Here is a 20,803-nt window from a genome sequence, read left to right on the forward strand (position 1 = left end):
TCGGGACCGGACGTCGCACCGAATCCGGGTGACGGTCGCGTAAAGCCCGGCTAGCGTCACGACCATGCGCACACTCCTTCTCGCCTCCACCATCCTTCTCGCCGCCGGATCGGCCGCCGCACAGACACCGGCGGGCGGGACCGAAATCCTGACCCCGGAACGGGTGTTCGCCAATCCGTCGCTGTCGGGGCCGGTCGCGCGCGGGGTCAGCCTGTCGCCGGACGGGGAGCTGGTCGCCTTCCTGCGCTCGCGCGAGGATGACGTCGATGTGCTGGACCTGTGGGCCGCGCCGACCGGCGAGGGCGAGCCGTTCAAGCTGATCGACGCCCGGGCCCTGGTCCCCGACGCCGGCGAACTGTCCGAGGCCGAGAAGGCGCGGCGCGAGCGGATGCGCATCAGCCAGCGCGGCGTGGTCGAATATTCGTGGGACCAGCAGGGCCGCTACATCCTGGCCCCGCTGGAAGGCGACGTCTTCCTGGCCAGCCGGTCCGACGGGACGGTGCGTCGGCTGACCGAGACGGCCGCCGACGAGATCGACGCCAAGGTCTCGCCCAGGGGCAATTATGTCTCCTTTGTCCGCGATCAGGACCTGGTCGTCTATGACCTGTCGGCCGGCAGCGAGACCGAGGTGACGACGGACGGTGACGGCCTGATCACCTGGGCCACGGCCGAGTTCATCGCCCAGGAGGAGATGGATCGCGACACCGGCTACTGGTGGAGCCCGGACGAACGCTACATCGCCCTGCAACGCACCGACGAGAGTACGGTCGATGTGATCCCGCGTCTCGACATCACCGGCGGCGGGGCGACGGTGGTCGAGCAGCGCTATCCGCGCGCCGGCCGCCCCAATGCCGTGGTCGAACTGTTCGTCCATGACCGCGAGAGCGGACGGCGGACCCAGGTCGATCTGGGCGAGAACCGCGACATCTATCTGGCCCGCGTGGACTGGTCGGTCGACGGCCGCACCCTCTATGTCCAGCGCCAGTCGCGCGACCAGAAGACGCTGGACCTGCTGAGCGTCGATCCGGCCACGGGGGCCTCGCGGGTGATCCTGACGCAGACCTCGGACGCCTGGGTGCCGCTGAACCACGACTTCCGGGCGCTGGACGACGGCCGCTTCATCTGGTCGTCGGAAGCGACCGGCTGGAAGCATCTGTATCTCCATGAGCGCGACGGGACCCTGATCCGGCCGATCACCTACGGCCCGTGGCCGGTGAAGAGCCTGAACGGCGTCAACCAGCAGACCGGCGAGGTCTTCTTCACCGCGTCGTTCGGCTATGCCGAGCGACCCCCGGGCGTGACGGGCGGGCACAGCTTCTGCCCCACCCTCGACGGTCGCGGGGCCATGTGCGACGTCCAGGGCGAGCGGCCGACGATCCAGCGCCTGTGGCGGGGCTCGCTGGACCAGGCACCGACCCGGTTCCAGCCGGTCACCCCCGACGGCGGCTGGTGGTCTGTTTCGATGAACAAGACCGGCACCGCCTTCGTCGGCAACTATTCGGATCTCGACACGCCGACCCAGTCGGGTCTCTACCGCGCCGACGGGACCTTCGTGCGCTGGATCGAGGAGAACCGGCTGGATGCGGATCATCCGTTCTGGCCCTATGCCGCGCGGCGTCAGACGCCGGCCTTCGGTGCCCTCGACAGTCATGGGGAGATGCTGGTCTGGCAGATGACAACCCCGCCTGGGTTCGACCCGTCGAAACAGTATCCGGTGGTCATGCAGGTCTATGGCGGTCCGTCCGGCGGCGGGGTCAAACGGGCCTGGCAGGGCACCACCAATCAACTGTTGACCGAGGCCGGCTATATCGTGTTCCGCCTCGACAACCGCGGCGAGGGCGACCGCTCCGCGGCCTTCAAACAGGCCCTCTATCTGAAGATGGGGCAGCCGGAGATAGAGGATCAGGTTCTGGGTGCCAACTATCTGAGATCGCTTCCCTATGTGGACGACTCGCGTATCGCCATGATGGGCTGGTCCTATGGCGGGTTCATGAGTCTGATGGCCATCACCGAGCCCGCGATGGGGCTGACCTCGGCCATCGCCGGGGCCCCGCCGACCGAGTGGAGCCTGTACGACACCCACTATACCGAACGCTTCATGTCGACGCCGGAATTGAACATCGCCGGCTATGCCGCTTCGGACGCCATTCCGCGGCTGGAAAACATGACCGGGCGGCTGCTGCTGATGCACGGCATGGCCGACGACAATGTTATATTCGAGAACTCAACGCGGGTGATCAATGCGCTGCAGGCCAACAGCCAGCCGTTCGAGATGATGCTCTATCCCGGTCAACGCCACGGCGTGCGTGGCAACGAAAGACAACTGCAACAATGGCGCACCTATCTGGACTTCCTCGATCGCACGATCGGGTCACGGGCCCCCGCCGCGCAGGACTGATCGCGGCGGCGCTGCTCACCTCCCTGATCTCCGCCTGTGCCACACCGTCCATCAATCCGCCCCTGTACGGCGCAAGCCTGGCCGGGCACGATGCGGCGATGGGCAACAGCGTCATCGCCTGGAACGCGGGCTCCGACGCGGTTGCTTGGACGACTGCGGACGGGGCGCGGGGCCTGCCCATTCTGCTGAAGGACAACATCGAGACGGCGGACATGCCGACCACGGCCGGCTCGCTGGCATTGGTGGGCAACGCCCCCGGCCGTGACGCGCCGCTGGTGGCGCGCCTGCGCGAGGCCGGTGCGGTCATCCTCGGCAAGACCAATCTGTCGGAATGGGCCAATATCCGGTCGTCGAACTCGATCAGCGGCTGGAGCGCGGTCGGGGGGCAGACGCTGAACCCCTATGACCCGACGCGGACGCCATGCGGCTCGTCGGCGGGCAGTGCGGTGGCGGTGGCCATCGGCCTGGCCCCGGCGGCGATCGGCACCGAGACCAATGGCTCGATCGTCTGTCCGGCCTCGGTCAATGGCGTGGTCGGGTTCAAGCCGACCGTCGGCCTGGTGTCGCGCACCCACATCATTCCGATCAGCCATTCGCAGGACACCGCCGGGCCGATCACCACCACGGTCGCGGATGCGGCCATCATCATGACGGTCATCGCCGGCTCGGACCCGCTGGATCCGGCCACGGTCGAGGCCGATGCGCGCAAGGTCGACTATCGCGCGGCCCTGGACGCCGGGAGTCTGCGTGGCGCGCGGATCGGGGTCATGCGTTTCCTGCTGGCCAACTATTCCGCCGAGACCCGGGCGGTGTTCGAGCAGAACCTGCAGGCGCTGCGCGATGCCGGGGCCGAACTGGTCGAGATCACCGAGGGGCCGGATATGCGGGCGATCAGCACCGCCGCCTTTCAGGTGCTGATGACCGAGTTGAAGGTCGATCTGAACGCCTATCTGGCCTCGACCGATCCGCGGCAGGTGCCGACCCGGACCCTGGCCGACCTGATCGCCTTCAACGGCGCCGAGCCGCGCGAGACGGTGCTGTTCGGCCAGGAACTGTTCCTGCTGGCCGAGGCCACCCGGGGGCTGGACGACCCGGCCTATATCGAGGCCCGCGCCGGTTCGCTGCGTATGGCCGGACCTGAAGGCATCGACCGGATGATGGCCGAAAACCGCGTGGCGGCCCTGATCGCGCCGACGACGTCGCGGGCCTGGACCAATGATCCGACGGATGATGACCGCTCGCAGGGCTCGTCCAGCTCGCTGGCGGCCGTCGCCGGCTATCCGCATCTGACCGTACCGATGGGGTTTGACCGGGGCATGCCGGTCGGGATCAGCTTCATCGGCGGCCAATGGGACGACGCCCGCATCCTGTCCCTGGGCCATGCCTATGAGCAGGCGACCCATGCCCGGCGCGCGCCGGAGCCGTCTCAGTAGGCCTTGGCTGGAGCCTGGCGCGACTCCGTCCGCCTATTGCCTCGCCCTTTCGGGCGGTTCAGCAGCCGGCGACATAGATGGTGCAGGTCGAGGAATCGCCGGTCAGCGGGTTGGCGAAGGGGACCACCTGGGCCGTGGGGTTGGTGAAGACGGTGCCGAGCAGGGCGAGAAAGTCCGCGTCAGGCGCGTCGTCGGACCACAACGCAAACACGCCGGACGGCGTCAGCCAGGTCTTCATCCGGGCCAGACCCTCGGCCGTATAGAAGCGGGCATGGGCGGGGTTGAGCAGCCGGTAGGGCGAATGGTCGATGTCCAGAAGGATGACGTCCAGACGATCGTCTTCGCCGGGCTCGGCGTCGAACAGGCCGAAGAAGTCGGCATGGGTCAGGATACAGCGTGGGTTGGCCCCGAGGCTTTCGCCGATCGGCACGATGCCGGCCCGGTGCCAGTCGATCACGGCCTCGATCGCATCGGCGACCTCGACGGAGGCCACGCGCGGATCGGCCAGGGCGGCTTGGGCCGTGTAGCCGAGGCCGAGACCACCGACGAGAACCTTGAGATCGGTGCCGCTCGCCCGGGCCAGGCCCAGCGTGGCCAGTTCGGTCTCGCCGACCGTGAACAGGCTCGACATCAGATGTTCCTCGCCGAGGATGACCTCGACCACATCGCGATCCAGGGCCGAGACCCAGCGTCGTCTCAGGATGATCGGCCCCATCGGGGTGGGCCGGTAGTCCAGTTCCTCGATCAGACGCGACAAACGATGACTCCTGAAGACAGATGCGGAGCCTCACCATCGACCATCGGCCCGTACGATGCACGTGTTGATCGTCCGGCCCCCGGGGCGGGCCGGCACCATACGAGGGATGAGCCCCGTGTCTGATCCAGAAGACGACGGGGTTGCCGAATGGCACAGTTTGGATTTCAACCGGTGTATGGTTGAAGGCGAACGGGTGGTTCCGACATGAGTCCATTCAGCGGAGCGTGGATTTCAAGGATGCTTCACCACCATGGCCGCTGAACTTCCCCGGCTTGAGTTCCACGGTCAGTTTCCGCTTGTGTTTCCGGGCGTGGGGCGGGTGATCAGGGATCCAACCCGCTACTGGCCACCGGAGATTCTGCAGCAGTCGGTGACCGAGGCGCGGGCGGGCGGCAAGCGACTGGTGCTGTTGGCCTCGCCCGAAAGCGTCAGTGAAATCCTGCTCAACCAGGGGGGAGGTTTCCCGCGAGCGCGTCTGCATGACCGGATGCTGGGGGCCTCCTACGGCGATAATCTCGTGCGGGGCGACCGGGCCGACTGGCGGCAGCAGCGTCGACAGGTGATGGCTCCGTTCCAGGCCCCGGAGGCCGCGGCCCCGGAGGCCCGGATCGCGATGGCCTGCAGGCGGATTGTCGATGAGTGGGGCGCGGCGGCAGACGGGCAGCCGGTCGACATCCTGCGCGACGCCCGGCGGCTGACTCTCGACAGTCTGTGGCGGAGCTTCTTCTGCGATGAGACCTCATGCGGCGTGGTCGAGCCGCTGGTCGAGGAAACGGCCGTGACGATAGACGCGCATGAGGACGCGCCCCTGATCCGTCATCTGGAGGACCTGCGCCCTCTGGCGGCCCTGGCCCGGCAGCGGGAACAGGCCCGGCTTTCGGGCAGGACCGATGCCGACGATTCCGGGCTGGATCTCAATACGATGCTGCTGTTCCTGCACGCCGGGCACGACAATGTCGCCGCGACCCTGGCCTGGGTCCTCTGGCTGATGGCGCAGTATCCGCAGGCGCAGGCGCGGGTTCGCGAGGAATGGCGGCGCGGCCGGGCGCAGCGGGCGCGGGGCGGCCTGGACAGCGGAGCCTATCCGCTGAGCCGTGCGGTGATCAGCGAGACCCTGCGCCTGTATCCGCCGATCATGCATCTGATCCGTGAGGTCACAACCGACATCGAGGTCGAGGGCCAAACCCTCGCCGGCGGCTTCACGACCGTGCTGAGCCTGTATGCGATGCACCGGAATCAGCAGTGGTGGGACCGGCCGGATGCGTTTGAGCCGTCCCGCTTCCTTGAAGGCGGCAACACTGTGCGCCACCGGTCGGTATGGCTTCCGTTCGGTACCGGCCCGCGCGGCTGTGTCGGGTCGATGTTTGCCCGGACCGAGCTGATCCTGGCGGTCGGCTCCATCCTCGAGCGGTTCGAACTTTTGCCGAATCCGGGACACCCCATGGGCTGCCGCGTCGATTTTGTTCTCCGGCCGGTGGGCCGCCAGACCCTGCTGGTCCGCCCGATTGACGAAACCCGGGCGACATGAGTTTCCACTCGCTCGACTATCTGCTGTTTCTGCCGGTCATCGTGGGTCTCTATTTCTGGACCCCGGTGCGGCTGCGCTGGCTGTTTCTGCTGGTGGCCAGCAATCTGTTCTACGCCAGCTGGCGGCTGGAATTTGTTCCGCTCCTGTGGCTGACGACCTGCATTGACTACGGGGTTGCGCGGCTGATGCCGCGGGTGCCCGACGCGCGCCTGCGGGCGGCCCTGATGGCGCTGAGCCTGGCCAGCAATCTGGGCCTGTTGCTGTTCTTCAAATATTTCGCCCTGGTCGCCAATACCGGAATGGGGCTGATCTACGGAAACGCGCCGGGCAGTTTCGACCCGATCAGCATCATCCTGCCGTTGGGGATTTCCTTCTACACCTTCCAGACGCTGGGCTATGTGATCGACGTCTATCGCGGTAAGCGAAAGCCCGAGACGCATCTGGGCTACTTTGCTGTTTATGTAATGTATTTTCCGCAGCTCATCGCCGGTCCGATCGAGCGCCCGGGGCATATCCTGCCGCAGCTCCGGAAGGCCCAGGTGTTCGATGCCCGGCGGGCAGCCGCCGGTGGTGCCCTGATCCTCGTCGGCTATTTCAAGAAGCTGGTGATTGCCGACCGCCTGGCCCTGACCATTCCGGCGGTGATGGCCCATCCGCAGGACTATTCGGCCCTGATGGTGACGCTCACCTCGTTCGGCAGCATCTATCAGTATTACGCCGACATTTCCGGCTATGCCGACATCGCCATCGGCTCGAGCCTGGTGCTCGGGATCAGGTTGACCCAGAATTTCAACCGGCCGCTGGCAGCGGTGTCGATCAGCGAATTCTGGCAGCGCTGGCATATCACGGTGACCAACTGGTTCCGGGACTATGTCTATCTGCCGATCGCCCGGCGGGGCCGGGGGGGCTGGCGCAAGCCGACCGCCACGATCCTGACGATCGTGATCGTTTCCTTCTGGCATGGCGCGGCCTGGACCTGGCTCGCGGCCGGTCTGATCGCGGGACTGGTCATGATCGCCGAGGGGGCCGTCCGTCGCAGTCGGCCGATCACCCGTGCAGCCCATGTGGTGTTTCGCGCGCTCCGGATGGGACCCCGATCCATCCGCTTCGTGCAGAACAACACCAATCGGATGGTCCTGTGGCTGTTCCTCATTCTGCTGGGGTCGCTGGTGAATGCGCCGTCCTGGCCCGCCGCCTGGGCCATGTGGCAGCAGATGGCGGCCCTGCCGGGTCAGCTGGCGACATTGAGCGTCGACCTGACCGGCGTGGGCAACATCTCCCGGGCGGTTCTGGTCGCCATCATCGGCCTGGAAATCTACCAGTGGCTGGATGTCCGCAAGCCGGTCTTCGACCGGGTATCCGGCCGCGGACGGCCCTTTGCCTGGGCGTTCTACTACGGACTGATTGCCCTCATTCTCGTGTTCGGGACGTTTTCGCGTCCCGACTTCATCTATTTCAAATTCTGACGGGAGACGGCGATGCGGCACATAATCGTCTTCTTCGCCCTGGGGTTTGCCCTGCTGCTCGGCCTGAGCAGCTTGGGGCGGCTGCTGGACGATCGACCCGAACTCGCGGACATGAGGGCCGGTCTGGCCCGGGTCGAGGGGCGTCAGGCCGTGAGTCTTGGCGGGTCTGTTGCGCGCGCCGTGGATTTTTCCGCCCTGTGTCTGGACGGGACGGAGTATTTCTGGAACTCCCAGGACACCTTCGAGGTCGCCGGTATGGTCGACCTGATGCTGGCGCGTCCGTCGCCGCCGCGGCTCTGGTTCCTTGTCCTGGCCCCCACCGCCCAGGCCTACAACAACGGGGCAGCGGCGAGCCGATCGGTTGAGCACCGGCGCAATGTCCATCAGCTGATGCTGGAGTCAGGGCGGCTGAATCCGATTGACGGAGACTGGCGACAGGCCGTGGTGACCGCCGTGACGCCGGCCCTGGGATTTGAGGCCTGGAGCGAGCGTATTCGGGTGGCATTGTACAGGCTGGGCCTGGGGAAGGCACCGGTTCGACCGGTGCCCTGGACGCTCGGGCCGGACACCGGACTGGACCCGGCCCAGGCGGCCGTGGACGCCGTCACATCGGCAGAGAGCCAGGCCGACTATCTGCACAGTATCGCCTATCGGGACGCCGAAGTGGCCGCGCGGGCCGGCCGGGCCCTTCATCGGATGAACCAGCGCATCCGCAGCCGGGGCGGCACCCTGTTCATCATCGTTCCGCCGATGACCGAGCCCATCCGGTCGCAGACCAACCGGCGGCTCGGTCCCGAAGTCGCGGCCTTTGATCGTCTGCTCGACGGTCTGGCCGGTGAAGGCGTTGTCGTTTCCCGGCACTGGGACGATCCGGACTGGGCAGATCGTTTCGATCTCTTCTACGACAATACCCATCTGAACCGCGCGGGGGCGGCGCGATTCTCGCGCCAGCTGGCCGCCGAATTGCGCGCTACCGGGGCAATCCCGGTCACCGAATGTCCGGCGGAACCGGCTGCTGCCGGTAAGGGTTCGCGGTGAGTGTTCCTCTCGGTGCCAGACTGGGCGTTTCGACGCCTTCCCGGGGATGGTAGGGTGCCAAAGGCGATCAGCGGGTTTTCGGCGGCAGTATGAATATTCGACGTAACAGGCTGATCAGGCTTCGCCATTTGCTTGACGCGGATCCTGGCTTGTCCGTGGCCTATGACGAGGCGAAGCGGGTCGTCCGCGCCTTTCGCAAGCCGGCCTTTTACGAGGTCGCCACCCGCTGCAACCTGTTCTGCGAAGGCTGCTATTATTTCTCGGACAATTTCACCCCGACAAAAGAGGTCCAGGACCTTGCCGCCTGGGAGCGGTTCTTCGCCGCCGAGGGTGAGCGCGGGGTGACCATGGCCTATTTTGTCGGGGCCGAACCGGCGCTGGAGCAGGATCGGCTTCATGCCGCCAGCCAGTATTTTCCGCATGGCAATATCGGCACCAACGGCACCGTTCGTATCGACCCGGCCATACCCTACAGGATCGGCGTTTCGGTCTGGGGGGTCGATGCCGAGGTCGACGTCAGCCTCCGCGGCGGGCGGACCTTCGGCAAGGCCATCCGCAACTATGCCGGCGATCCGCGCGCGATCATTCTCTACACCCTGACCCGATCGAACCTCGGCGACACGCGCAAGCTGGCCGAAATCTGCCGCGACAACGACCTGCCGCTGACCTTCAACATGTATTCGCCGACCCAGACCTATCTGAGGAAGCTCCAGGAAGGCGAAGGGAACGACCGGTCCTTCTTCCGGATCTCCAATGCCGAATCGAACCTTTGCTGGGACGACGAGAGTCTGGGCGAGGTTCGGTCCATGATCCCGAGGCTGATGGAAGAGTATCCCGAGACCATCGTCTATTCGGAGGCCTACAACGACTGGGCGACCCGCTCGGGCCCCCTCTATGACATCGATCCCGAAACCGGCGTCGCCCGCGACTGTCATTCCCGGATGGTCGGGCAGATGCGCTATTTCCGGGCCGACATGGAGCCGGGCGACGAGAAATGCGGCACCTCGGACGCCGTCTGTTCCGAATGCCGGATGTACAGCGGCGGCTGGTCATCGAAATTCGAGCCGCGGGACGAGGACCTGCGGGATGCGGCCGCGTTTTCGGCCTGGCTCGGCATGATCGCCACCCTTGGACGGATCTTCCTGATCGAGTCCCCGGCACCGGCCCCTGCGTTTGCGGTGAACCGGCCGGATCTGGCGTCGTCGGCCCCTAGGCCGACTGCCTGAGGGTTTCGAACGGGGGCGCGTCCATGGCGGCCCATTCGGCGTCATAGACGCCCTTTTCCATGTGGACGTAGAGGGACAGCAGCCAGGTCGTCAGGATGTCGGTCAGTCCGTCGCGGATGTCCGGATGTCGGCGCATCAACCGGGAGGCCTGGGCGATGACCCGGGCCACGTCGGCATGCTCGCGGTGGATGGTGCGGATCATCCGGCCGAAATGACGATTGGCCTGTTCGCGTCCCGGAGGATTGTACAGCCGCCCGGAACCACGACTCAGCAGGGGATTGGGACCCAGCCGCCCGGCAATGTCCTGGAAGCGGGTCCAGAAGGCGGCGGGACTGTAGAGCCGGCTGATCAGCCATTTGGTGCCGGTGTAGAGTTCCTGCTTCGACATCTGGGCCGGGATAATGTTGGTGACCATGTCCGCGCCGGGGAAATGGGCCTGTTCCCCGGTAAAATCGAGCCGGCCGGCCGCCTTCATCTCATCGTACAGGGGGGTGGCCATGGGGGCGACCAGGGCTGAGACCTTGAAGGTCCCGACCGGCAGGGTCATGGCAAAATCATGCTGCTGCTCAAAGATCAGCCGGCTGTCGGCATCGAACCCGACCATCAGGGCGGCCTCGACCTTCAGGCCGTGGGACACGACCTTGCGCAGTTGTCCCGCCATGTCGGTATTGAGGTTCTGGCGCTTCTTGCTGGCCTTCAGGCTCTCTTCGTTCACGGACTCCACGCCGATGAAGAGGTTGGACACACCGGCCTCGGCACACAGGGTCAGCAGATCGTCGTCCCGGGCCAGATCGATCGAGACCTGGGTGGCGAAGGTGATGAAGTCCCGGCCCTCCGTGCCGTTCCAGGCTTTCAGGGCCTCCAGCAATCCGGTCGCGCGCTTGCGATAGACGGTGAAATTGTCGTCGGCCAGCGCGATCCGGTTGTAGCCCAGGTCATACAGGCGCTGCACCTCGGTGATCACCTGGTCGTTCGACTTGTGCCGCTGATTGCGGCCCAGATACTGGATGACGTCGCAGAAATTGCACTCGAACGGACAGCCGCGACTGGTCTGGACCACACCGACCAGGGCGCGGTCATTGTCGAACAGCTCCCAGGCCGGGGTCGGTGACAGGGTCAGTTCAGGGCGACCACCCGCATAGTGGGGCTGGAGCCGGTCGGCGATCATGTCGGCATAGAAGCCTGCGGCGATCGCCTCGAACTCACCCGTCACCGCCACATCGCACGCGCCGGCGAAGGCCGCCGGGTCCAGCGTGATATGGGGGCCGCCGATGATAACCGGCTTGCCACGGGCGCGATATTCCCGGGCGATCTCGATGGCCCGGCGTGCCTGGGAGACATTGGCGGTGATCCCGATGAAGTCGGCGGGATCGTCGAAATCCACCGGGGCCAGGGCTTCGTCATGCAGGACGACCTCGATGCCGTCCGGGGCCATGGCGGCGACGGTCGCGATCGCGATCGGGGCGACCCGGGTCACGGACGTCCCGCCGGACAGGTCGATACCGGCGAAGTCGGCGTCCCAGTGAGGGCGCGGCGCGATCAGCAAGAACCGTGGCATTGTCCGGATGTCCCCCTTGCAGGGGTGCTACACCGGGCGGCGGGGTAGCGCCACAGAAGCCTTGGCCCGGGAGCGTCGATGCACGCCCGCCGTCGATCCGGTGACCAGCGCCCGCGATCCAGCCGGCCCTCTCCGGCCGTGGGAAGCAGGCGAGGCGGGCCTGAGGGGGAAGGATGTTCTCTGGAGCGGCTGCGCCCATGCGAATGGGGGTGGGGCAGACATCGCCCAAACCCGGCCCGCCGGCTTCAGTGCGCTCCGGCTAGGCTGACATTCCGATGACCCTTCCGATCAGGTCCGAGGCACTGATGGGCTTGGTCAGGAAGTCATCGGCCCCCGCTTCCTGGGCCATGGTCCTGAACTGGGGCAGGGCGTTCGCCGTCAGCATGCAGATCGGCACCCGATCTCCGCCTTCTTCACGCTCCCGGTCGCGGATACGCCGCACGGCCTCCAGCCCGTCCATCAGCGGCATCTGCATGTCCATCAGGATCAGATCGAAATTTCCGGTCGCGGCCTCGGCCACGGCCAGCGCGCCGTTTTCCACGCTGTGAAGATCCACGTCGAGCGGCTTCAGGATGAACTCCACGACCCGGCGGTTGGCCGGATGATCCTCCGCCAGCAGAATACGCAGAGGTCGCCCGGCAACGGGGCGGACCGGGTCTGTCCCGGCTGCGACCGGCAGGGCCTGGGGCCCTGCGGGGACCAGCGGAACCTCGAAGATGAAGGCTGCGCCCTCGCCCAGGCGGGATTCAGCCCGGATCGTTCCGTCCATCAGGTCGACAAGCATCTTGCATATCGAGAGACCGAGACCCGTGCCGCCGAACCGGCGGGTGATTGAACTGTCTGCCTGTTCAAACCGGCTGAAAAGCCGGGCGCGGGTCTGTTCGTCAAATCCGATGCCGGTGTCCCCCACGGTGAACCGGACGCGGCAGGGCTCCTGGTGGACGATCTCCACCGACAATCTGACCTGGCCGGTCTCGGTAAATTTGACGGCGTTGCTGAGAAGGTTGTTGAGCACCTGGCGCAGTCGCTTTTCGTCACCGACGAACCCCGTCCGAACGAGTTCCGGCAGGCTGAGGTCGAAAGCGAGGCCCTTGTTTTGCGCGGCTGTGCTGAACAATGCCGCCACGTTCTCGACCATGGCTCCCAGATCGAAGGGCTGATGCTGGATCGCCATGCGACCCGCCTCGATCTGGGCCAGGTCAAGGATGTCCGTCAGCAGGGCCTCGAGCGCGCGCGCCGAAGTCGCGATCAGGTCCACCATCTCTCTCTGGTGAGCGTCCGTGGAGGAGTCGCCCAGGGCTTCGGCGACACCGAGAATGCCGTTGAGTGGTGTGCGGAGCTCGTGACTCATATTGGCGAGAAAGTCCGATTTCGCCTGGTTGGCCTTTTCGGCGAGGTCCCGCGCCTCGATCAGACAGGCTTCGGTTTCGTACCGCTCGGTCAGGTCCCGCACGATGGTCGTGAACAGGGTCTCCCCACCGGCCACCACGCGGGCGATAGACGCCTCGATCGGGATTTCCACGCCATCCTTCCGCAGCCCGTAAACGGGCCTGCGCTGGGCCATCTGAAGGCTCTCCTGACGTCCTGTGGCAAAGCTGGCAAGGTGCTGGCCGTGCCCGCCACGAAAACGCTCGGGCATGAGGCGTTCGATACTGTCCCCGACGATCTCGTGAGCCGCGTAGCCGAACACCGTCTGGGCCCCGGCACTGAAGATGATGACGCGGCCTTCGAGATTCGCCACAATGATCGCTTCCGGTGAAATCCGGATCAGCCCCGACAGCATGTCGCGATTGCGTGCTGCGGATCGTTCGATCGCCCGCAAACGGGTGACGTCCTGCACGATGCCGCGCATGCACAGCGGATTTCCGGCGGCATCGCGTTCGACCTCACCGAGCTCACGGAGAAAACGAATTTCACCGTCCTGCCGCAGGATCCGGTGGTCGATCGCATAGTCCGCATGTTCGTCCACAGCCAGTCGAACCGCCTGCTCGACCCCGGCGCGGTCCTCGGGGTGAACGCATTCAAGAAAGCCGGAATAGTTTATGCCGCGCCCGTCGTTCTCCAGGCCGAACAGCCTGAAGGTCTCGTCGGACCAGAGCAGTTCGCCCGTGCGGATATCCCATTTCCAGCTCCCGATCTGGGCCGTGGACTGGGTCTTTTCCACATGCCAGAGGAGTTCGTTCTGTCCGAATGCGGGGGGCGCGTGGAAGGGCGTTTGTCGGTCCGCTCCATTCACAGTGTCAGCCCGCCCGATTGATTCCATCCCACCCACGTGAAGCGATTTGCCGGCGCTGCAAACGGACGGTCAGCATGCGAAGCCGGCCGGTAGGGGGCGCAATCGTCGAGTCTTACAGTGGGTGACGCATCGAGACCCTTTCAGGGTCAGAGTCTTGCCCCGCAGGACTAACGTGGCGTCGTGTGCGACGTATTGTCACATCCGGGCGTTGGCCGGGCCAGGTGCCGTGGAGATGGCGGCCCGCTCCGCGCAGGCCCGGTCCAGACAGGTTCCGGCCAGCGGACATGGAGACCGTGAGCGAAGGTCGTTGCGGGGGGACGCCTCCTGGAGGTCGCGCATTACGTTCAGCAATCCCAGGGCGGAGGCCGGGGAGAGGCTTTCGGGGTGGAAGCCTTTGCGAAGGGACGGCTCGTCGCCGACCATTTGGGCGTCCGACGGGAACCGGCCACAGCAGACACTCCAGTCCGGGAAATACCGCACGGGTGCAGACTGGTCGCTGATGATCGACAGCGAGGAATGACGACGGTCACAGGAAATCGCCCCGAACACCTGCCTGACACTGTCTCTCGTGCCTTCGAGCACGCTGAGGAACCGGCCGGCCTGGGCGTAGAGGATGCCCGTGACGTCCAGGGTCGCCTTTCGCCGCGCCCCGCTGGTCTGGATCTGTTCCAGAAGTTCGTGAAGGGGAGGGGCGTTCTCCCGGTTCGCGGTGCTGTAGTAGATCAGGCGATGGCAGGCGGTTTCGGCAGGTGGCTGATCCATCTGCCGGGGTGTCGCGGTTGGCCGCGCGGTGTCGAGGGCCGTCCGAAACGGCTTTCCCGCTGAACGGCAGACGCCGACGCCGCCATCCTCGCAGTTGTCGAAGGCTACGCCCATCGCAGCAAACACTTCGAAGAGCGCCCGGAGCGTTCGGCTGTTGGCGTCCACCGGCCCCCGGATACGCTCCAGCCGCTTGATCGTTTCCAGACTGAGGCCGCAGCGCCTGGCCAGATCCGCCTGGTCGATACGTATGAGAGCCCGGGCCGCCCTGATCTGCTCGCCGGAAAGCGCCGACATACTGGATTGCATTAGGTGGCCCCGGATAGAAATTGTGCCCTGAGTATATTTTTATGCCCCAAACAGGTTGCCGAGAGGATCTGTTGGGCTAAAAGAACTCTACTTTGTACAGATATGACACAACTTGGATGTATTTTCAAAAGTTACTTAAATGAGTGCAATATTTCGACCAATGAGTTTGATATACAGTCACGTATACACGCAATGGGAGAAAATGCCGCTGAGATGAGGGGCAACTGATCTGGACTCCAGCCATGGCTCGATTGAGCTCAGCTCAGCTCAGCTCAGCTCAGCTCAGCTCAGCTCAGCTCAGCCCAGGCCGGGGCCGGACGGCGTCGGGATGTCCGGCGCGCGGCATGGCTGGTCCGGCCCGGCGCATTTCGCCGACTTCAGTCCGTCAGGCCGATCGACCGGCGCATGTTCTGCAGGTCTTCCACGATCCTGGCTTCATCCTGCCGGCTGAGGGGCGGGGCGTCCGGGCTCAAAAGGCCCAGGGCGCGAATATGCAGGCGGAGTGCGGCGGTGTGCCAGACGCCGAGCGTCCTGAAGCCGTCAATCATGGTGACGATTCCCCGGGTCAGATCAGCGAGCGCGTTCAGCCCGGCGGCATCGCCGACTTCGACGATGTTCATCGCAAGGCCGGAGATGACATCGATCTCGGCGAGGAGGTCATCGTCGGTTTGATCCGCAAAGGGTCGGATCTCCTGCAATTTGCCGACGACAAACCCACGAATGGAGTCGGCCAGCGCCGACACGCGTTTGTCCGCGTCGGCAATCAGTTCTGCCGACGTCGGGCCGCCACGGCTCATGTGGCGGGCCAGGTGGTTCTCCGGGGTGAAAACGCGGGCGCTGTTCATCGGGGACTCCTAGTCGAACAGGGCGCTGATATCGTCTTGCGACAGGGCGCGCGTGGGGTCGGCGATGAGGGCGAGGGCCTCGGCGCGGCGCTCCTGCTGGTCCTCGGCGAGCGGTAACTGCCGGAACCGGCGGTCGGGTCCGTTGTAACCGTCGGCGGTGACGAACTCGCGATTGTTCCGGGCGATCCATTCGAGCCGGCTGAGCAGGACGGACGGGGCGATCGGTTTGCGGACGACCATGTTGGCCCCGGCGTCGCGGGCGCTGTGGACCATGCCGGCGGGGGTGAAGCCGTGCAGGATTATGATCGGGGTCGTGTAGTTCGGGGCCCGGCTTTCCGAGCGAATATGGCGCACCAGAAAAAGGCCGTCCTCGTCGGGCATGTCGAGATCAGCGAGGATCACATCAAACCTTTGGGTGGTCAGGACCTCCCGGGCCTCGGCCACAGAGCGGCAGGTCTTCATTTCGCGCAAGCGGAACCCGGTCAGGACCTGGGACAACAGCTCCAGGGACTGCGGATTGTCATCAACCAGCAGGGCCTTGGCCTTGCGGAGATCGAGGCGCTGGTGAGCGGTCGCCATGGTCAGATCAGGGCTTCGCGCCACGGTCCCAGGCCCCCGCTGCACCCAGCAGGGCGTCGGCGGACGCCTGGTCCAGACCCTGACCGGCGAGGGCGGGACCATTCAGCAGGGGGTCCGCTTCGACGGCCTCAAACGACGTCGCTGAAAGCATGTCCCGAAGTTTCGTCAGGCGTTGTCCGGTCAGGTCCTGAAACGCGCACGCCTCGAGAATAGCGAACAGGCTCTGCTGGATACGATCCAGGGCCGCGTCATCGCCCTCGCGGGCGGCGGTGACCTGTTCCAGACCCGCTTCAACCGAGGCCAGCATGACGTCCGCAGCCTCCTCGATCTCCCGCCGGATCGTTGCGATGATTTCGCCCGCTGCGTCGTCAGCCATCTCAGAGCTCCCCGAGTACAGTGGTCAGCTTTTGCTTCAACACTGACAGGGTGAACGGCTTGATGATGTAGTTGTTTACACCGGCCTGGCGAGCGGCGACGACATTCTCGGTCTTCGCTTCCGCCGTCACCATGACGAACGGGATGTTGCGGGTCCGGGGCTCGGCGCGAACGGCCTTGAGAAGCTCGTATCCGGTCATCGGCATCATGTTCCAGTCCGACAGGATCAGGCCGTAGTCCGTGGTCTTGATTTTCTCGAGCGCGGTCGGGCCATCGAGGGCTTCATCGATGTTCCTGAAGCCCAGCTGTTCCAGCAGGTTTCTGACAATGCGGATCATCGTCTTGTAGTCGTCGACGACGAGCACATTCATGGATTTGTCGACGGCCATACGGGTTTCTTCCTGAATATATCTGGCAAAAACTAGAGGTGATCGATGACCAAAAATATCTAATCAAAAGGTAACGGCCGACCAATTTGCCGCCAATTTCAAGATCAGCAAAGAATAGATGTTGATCCTGGGGGGTAAAATATCAGCTCCAGAAGTCCAGAAAATGCCTTTTCGGAGTAATAAATCATCACTAACAGCTATTATAGAACTGGTGATTTCTTTATGGTGCAAGATTAGTGGCTATAATTAACCTTTGATTCACCAAAGCTAGCCCTCAATGGCGATGCCGGTCTGGCCCGGTGATCCTGAAGCGAGAGCGGCTCTTGGACGACCTGGTTGCAGATTTTATCGCTGAGACGCGCGAGGGCCTTGAAGCTCTCGACAGCGAACTGGTCCGTTTTGAGCAGTCGCCGGATGACCCGGAAACGCTCGGCGGAATCTTCCGGCTGATTCATACGATCAAGGGGACCTGCGGATTCCTGGGGCTTTCCCGCCTGCAAAATGTCGCCCACGCCGCCGAGAATGTTCTCGGGGCCTTCCGTGACGGCGATCTGGCGGTCACACCGGGGGCGGTCTCGGCCGTGCTCGATACCGTCGACCTGATCCGCTCGATCACGGACGCCCTGGCCGCCACCGGTGGCGAGCCTGCCGGCGATGACTCCGTTCTGATCGCCCGGATGGAGGCCTTCCTCGAGGGCGAGGGAGCCTCGGCCGCGGCAGGGGTGGCAGCGGCGGAAGTGGAAGCCGACCCGGTTCCGGCTGCGATGGTGGACGGACGCAATCTGATTGAACAGCTGGGGGGCGACGCGACGGTAGATGCCGCTGCGGAATCTGTCCTGACTCGCCTGCAGTCAGAGGGGCAGTTCGGATTTCTGGTGGGTCACGCCGATCCCGACCGGCTGCAGGCCGCCGTGCGCGACAGTCTTTGCGGTCTGGCCCGCAAGCGGGAGGCCTCTGATGCCTTCGTCCGGGCCCTGGCCGATATCAGCGACGGTCTGGTTATGGGTGATCATGTCGTCACCCTGTTCGAGATGATGGCGGCGGCCATGGGGGAGCTCGACGTTGCCGAGGGCCCCATCGCCGAGCTGAGAGCCCTCGCCCTGCCTGCCGCCGCAGCCCCGGTCTGTTCGGACGACGAACCGGCTGTCCCTGTTGCCCCGGAGGGCGACGCGCAGCCCGGGGTCGATCCCGCCGCTTCCTCCGTGGCCTCCCCGCCAATCCCAGTTCCGGATCCCATGCCCTCTCCCATGCCTGCAGCAGTAACCGCGTCCGCATCCCCGTCAGCCGCCGTCGCGACCAAGCCGGACGGGGAGGGGGCGGCGCCGGCCCAGACGATCCGGGTCAGCGTCGATGCCCTTGAACACCTGATGACGGTGGTCAGTGAACTGGTGCTGATCCGGAACCAGTTGATCCAGACCCTGCGTCTTGAACCCGAAAGCGCTTTCGCCGCGCCGCTGAACCGGCTGAACCAGGTGACCAGCGAGCTGCAGGAAGGCGTGATGACCACGCGGATGCAGCCGATCAGCGGGGCCTGGGCCAAGCTGCCGCGCCTGGTTCGCGACCTGGCCCAGGATCTGGGCAAGACCATCGACCTGAGCATGCACGGTCAGGACACCGAGCTGGATCGTCAGGTTCTCGAGCTGATCAAGGATCCCCTGACCCATATGATCCGCAACGCTGCGGATCATGGTCTGGAGACCCCGGCCGAGCGTCTGGCGGCCGGCAAGTCGGAGGCCGGGCGCATTACCCTGCAGGCCCGTCATGAAGGCGGGGCGATCGTCATCGAGATTTCGGATGACGGGCGGGGACTGCCGGCCGAAAAGCTGCGGGCCAAGGCCCTGGCCTCGGGGATTGTGACGCCAACCCAGGCCGAGCAGATGTCCGACATCGAGGCCCGCCAGCTGATCTTCCTGCCGGGGCTGTCGACCGCCTCGGAGGTGACGTCGGTTTCCGGCCGTGGCGTCGGCATGGACGTGGTCCGCACCAATATCGAGAAAATCGGCGGGGCCATCGAACTGTCCTCGGTCGAGGGCAGCGGAACCTGTTTCACCATCCGCATCCCCCTGACCCTGACCATCGTCTCGGCCCTGATCGTTGAATGCTGCGGCGAACGGTTTGCCATGCCGCAATCCAGCCTGGTCGAACTGGTCAGCGCCAGTGACGGCTCGGGCCGGACCATCGAATATATCGACGGAGTCGCCGTCCTGCGCCTGCGCGACCGGCTTCTGCCCCTGATTTCGCTGCAGGACCTGCTGGGCCTCGAGCCGGCCGGTGAACCCTCGGGTGAAACCTGCATCATCGTGGCCCGTGTCGGGTCCTTCAACTTCGGGGTGATCGTCGACCGGGTCTTCGATACCGAAGAGATCGTGGTCAAGCCGGTCGCGACGGTGCTGCGCCATCTGAAGCTCTATTCGGGCGCGACCATCCTGGGGGATGGCGCGGTCATTCTGATCCTCGACCTGAAGGGTGTGTCGGTTGAGGCCGGGGCCGGTCAGGGGGCCGGCAGTCTGGTGGACGACAAGCAGGAGGATGCGGCCAAGGCCCAGGCCCTGTCCGCCCTGCTGGTGTTCCGGGCCGCCAACGACAGTCTCAAGGCGGCCCCGCTGGCGAGTGTGGCGCGGATCGAGGAATTGGGTGTCGACCAGATCGAGTGGATCGACGGTCGAAGCGTCATTCAGTATCGCGGCAAGCTGATGCCGATCATCGGCTCGGACGCGGCACCGGCCACGGCGTGGGACGGTCCCGACAAGCGGCCGCTGCTGGTGTTTGCCCAAGAGGACCGCGCCGTCGGTCTTCTGGTCAACGAGATCGTCGACATTGTCGAGAGCGTGATCAAGACCGACATGGTCGCCAATGGTGCCGGGGCCCTCGGTGGTCTCATCATCGGCGGTGTGGCCACCGAGCTGATCGATGTGTCCTACTACTGGCGTCAGGCGCTTCAGGATCAGGCGGCGCCGCCGTTCAACCCGCAGGCAGAGGCCGCACCGGCGGCCCCGGCGGCGGCGGTAACGGCGGCTCAGGCCGTGGCACCGTCACCGGCGGTGACGCCGGCCGCAGCCGCCAGTCGACGCCTGTTGCTGGTGGATCAAAGTCCGTTCTCACAACTGCTGTTGCGACCCCTTCTGGCCCAGGCCGGCTATGAGGTGACGGTGGCGGCGGATCCGGAGGCTGCGCTCAACCTCTATGACGCGGGCGAGCATTTCCACCTGATCATGGCGGACACCTCCAGCCCCGAGGAGGCGCGGGACTTCGCCACGGCCTTCGGCCGGGCGGCCAACTGGCACAAGACGCCGCTGCTCAGCCTGGCCTTCCACAATGCTGTAACCGCCGGCGCTCCCAGCGGCCTGGATCAGGCCACGCTGCTGGACGCCGTGTCGGGTGCTCTGGGTGAAATGAGAGGTGCTGCATGACGATCCGGGCCGAAAACTCGCTGGTCGCCACCGATTCCACGGAGGGACTTGTCTCGATCAAGGTCGGGAAACAGGCCTTCGGTGTCCCTGTGCTTTCCGTTCAGGACGTGATCGCGGAGACACCCATCAACCGGGTCCCGCTCAGCCCGCCGGAGGTCGCCGGATCGCTCAACCTTCGCGGTCGTATCGTCACAGCGATCGACATGCGCTGCCGGTTGGGCATGCCGCCGCGTGAAGGCGACGATCGTTCCATGAGTGTGATCGTCGAACATGGTGGCGAACTCTACGCCCTGGTCGTCGACGATGTCGGTGACGTCCTGTGGCTTGAGCCCAGCGAACACGAACCGGGTCCGGCAACCCTAACGCCCCTGTGGCGGGCGGTGTGCAGCGGCCTCTACCGCCTCGAGGATGATCTGCTGCTCGTTCTGAACATCGATCAGGTTCTCACATTGACCGCGCCTACCAGCCTCGCCGCCTGACGCCACCTTTTCCCAACA

16 protein-coding genes are annotated in these 20,803 nt (G+C 65.1%); 8 read left to right on the forward strand and 8 right to left on the reverse strand.

Annotated features, from left to right (window positions below):
- Positions 1-64 precede the first annotated feature (64 nt).
- Together PSV00_RS10440 and PSV00_RS10445 are read left to right on the forward strand one after the other, a co-directional pair.
- Complete coding sequence (locus PSV00_RS10440; protein ID WP_300446825.1) at positions 65-2,398, forward strand: S9 family peptidase; 2,334 nt, start codon at positions 65-67, stop codon at positions 2,396-2,398.
- Entirely contained in the window at positions 2,332-3,831 is a 1,500-nt protein-coding gene (locus tag PSV00_RS10445; protein ID WP_300446827.1) for an amidase, read from the forward strand. Before PSV00_RS10440 ends, PSV00_RS10445 begins: the two co-directional genes overlap by 67 nt.
- A 58-nt stretch (positions 3,832-3,889) precedes the next feature.
- On the opposite strand, the gene PSV00_RS10450 is transcribed toward PSV00_RS10445, so the two are convergent.
- Entirely contained in the window at positions 3,890-4,588 is a 699-nt protein-coding gene (locus tag PSV00_RS10450) for a hypothetical protein (RefSeq protein ID WP_300446829.1), read from the reverse strand.
- Between the two features lie 250 nt (positions 4,589-4,838).
- Between PSV00_RS10450 and PSV00_RS10455 the strand changes: the two genes are divergently transcribed.
- The 4 genes from PSV00_RS10455 to PSV00_RS10470 all read left to right on the forward strand — a co-directional run bounded on the left by PSV00_RS10455 (position 4,839) and on the right by PSV00_RS10470 (position 9,846).
- Positions 4,839-6,116 carry a cytochrome P450 gene (locus PSV00_RS10455; protein ID WP_300446831.1) on the forward strand — a complete coding sequence of 426 codons (1,278 nt, stop codon included), beginning with the start codon at positions 4,839-4,841 and terminating at the stop codon, positions 6,114-6,116.
- On the forward strand, positions 6,113-7,582 hold the full coding sequence (locus tag PSV00_RS10460) for an MBOAT family O-acyltransferase (protein WP_300446833.1): 1,470 nt from the start codon (positions 6,113-6,115) through the stop codon (positions 7,580-7,582). The genes PSV00_RS10455 and PSV00_RS10460 overlap by 4 nt, the downstream gene beginning before the upstream one ends.
- Positions 7,583-7,594: 12 nt before the next feature.
- Complete coding sequence (locus tag PSV00_RS10465) at positions 7,595-8,620, forward strand: hypothetical protein (RefSeq protein ID WP_300446835.1); 1,026 nt, start codon at positions 7,595-7,597, stop codon at positions 8,618-8,620.
- A 149-nt stretch (positions 8,621-8,769) separates the two neighbouring features.
- Positions 8,770-9,846, forward strand: coding sequence for a hypothetical protein (locus PSV00_RS10470; RefSeq protein ID WP_300446838.1), 1,077 nt, complete (start codon positions 8,770-8,772; stop codon positions 9,844-9,846).
- On the opposite strand, the gene PSV00_RS10475 is transcribed toward PSV00_RS10470, so the two are convergent.
- The 7 genes from PSV00_RS10475 to PSV00_RS10505 form a co-directional block, all read right to left on the reverse strand.
- Positions 9,830-11,404, reverse strand: a complete 1,575-nt coding sequence (locus PSV00_RS10475; RefSeq protein WP_300446840.1) for a radical SAM protein — start codon at positions 11,402-11,404, stop codon at positions 9,830-9,832. The two genes, PSV00_RS10470 and PSV00_RS10475, sit on opposite strands and share 17 nt — an antisense overlap.
- Before the next feature lie 259 nt (positions 11,405-11,663).
- Positions 11,664-13,568: an ATP-binding protein gene (locus PSV00_RS10480; protein ID WP_300446842.1), complete on the reverse strand. Its 1,905-nt coding sequence runs from the start codon at positions 13,566-13,568 to the stop codon at positions 11,664-11,666.
- 267 nt (positions 13,569-13,835) lie between these two features.
- The gene (locus PSV00_RS10485; protein WP_300446845.1) at positions 13,836-14,696 is read right to left on the reverse strand and encodes a BLUF domain-containing protein; all 861 of its coding nucleotides are present in this window, start codon (positions 14,694-14,696) and stop codon (positions 13,836-13,838) included.
- A gap of 389 nt (positions 14,697-15,085) precedes the next feature.
- Positions 15,086-15,553, reverse strand: coding sequence for a hypothetical protein (locus tag PSV00_RS10490; RefSeq protein WP_300446847.1), 468 nt, complete (start codon positions 15,551-15,553; stop codon positions 15,086-15,088).
- A gap of 9 nt (positions 15,554-15,562) precedes the next feature.
- Positions 15,563-16,132, reverse strand: a complete 570-nt coding sequence (locus PSV00_RS10495; RefSeq protein WP_300446849.1) for a response regulator — start codon at positions 16,130-16,132, stop codon at positions 15,563-15,565.
- A 7-nt stretch (positions 16,133-16,139) separates the two neighbouring features.
- Positions 16,140-16,508 (reverse strand): hypothetical protein, encoded by a 369-nt coding sequence (locus tag PSV00_RS10500; protein WP_300446851.1) that lies wholly within the window; start codon positions 16,506-16,508, stop codon positions 16,140-16,142.
- Between the two features lies 1 nt (position 16,509).
- Complete coding sequence (locus PSV00_RS10505) at positions 16,510-16,896, reverse strand: response regulator (protein WP_300446853.1); 387 nt, start codon at positions 16,894-16,896, stop codon at positions 16,510-16,512.
- A 323-nt stretch (positions 16,897-17,219) separates the two neighbouring features.
- On the opposite strand from PSV00_RS10505, the gene PSV00_RS10510 reads away from it, so the two are divergent.
- Together PSV00_RS10510 and PSV00_RS10515 are read left to right on the forward strand one after the other, a co-directional pair.
- Positions 17,220-20,306 carry a chemotaxis protein CheW gene (locus tag PSV00_RS10510; protein ID WP_300446855.1) on the forward strand — a complete coding sequence of 1,029 codons (3,087 nt, stop codon included), beginning with the start codon at positions 17,220-17,222 and terminating at the stop codon, positions 20,304-20,306.
- The gene (locus PSV00_RS10515; RefSeq protein WP_300446857.1) at positions 20,303-20,785 is read left to right on the forward strand and encodes a chemotaxis protein CheW; all 483 of its coding nucleotides are present in this window, start codon (positions 20,303-20,305) and stop codon (positions 20,783-20,785) included. Before PSV00_RS10510 ends, PSV00_RS10515 begins: the two co-directional genes overlap by 4 nt.
- Positions 20,786-20,803 lie beyond the last annotated feature (18 nt).

The sequence above is a fragment of the Brevundimonas sp. genome (assembly GCF_029945885.1).
Taxonomy (GTDB): Bacteria; Pseudomonadota; Alphaproteobacteria; order Caulobacterales; family Caulobacteraceae; genus Brevundimonas.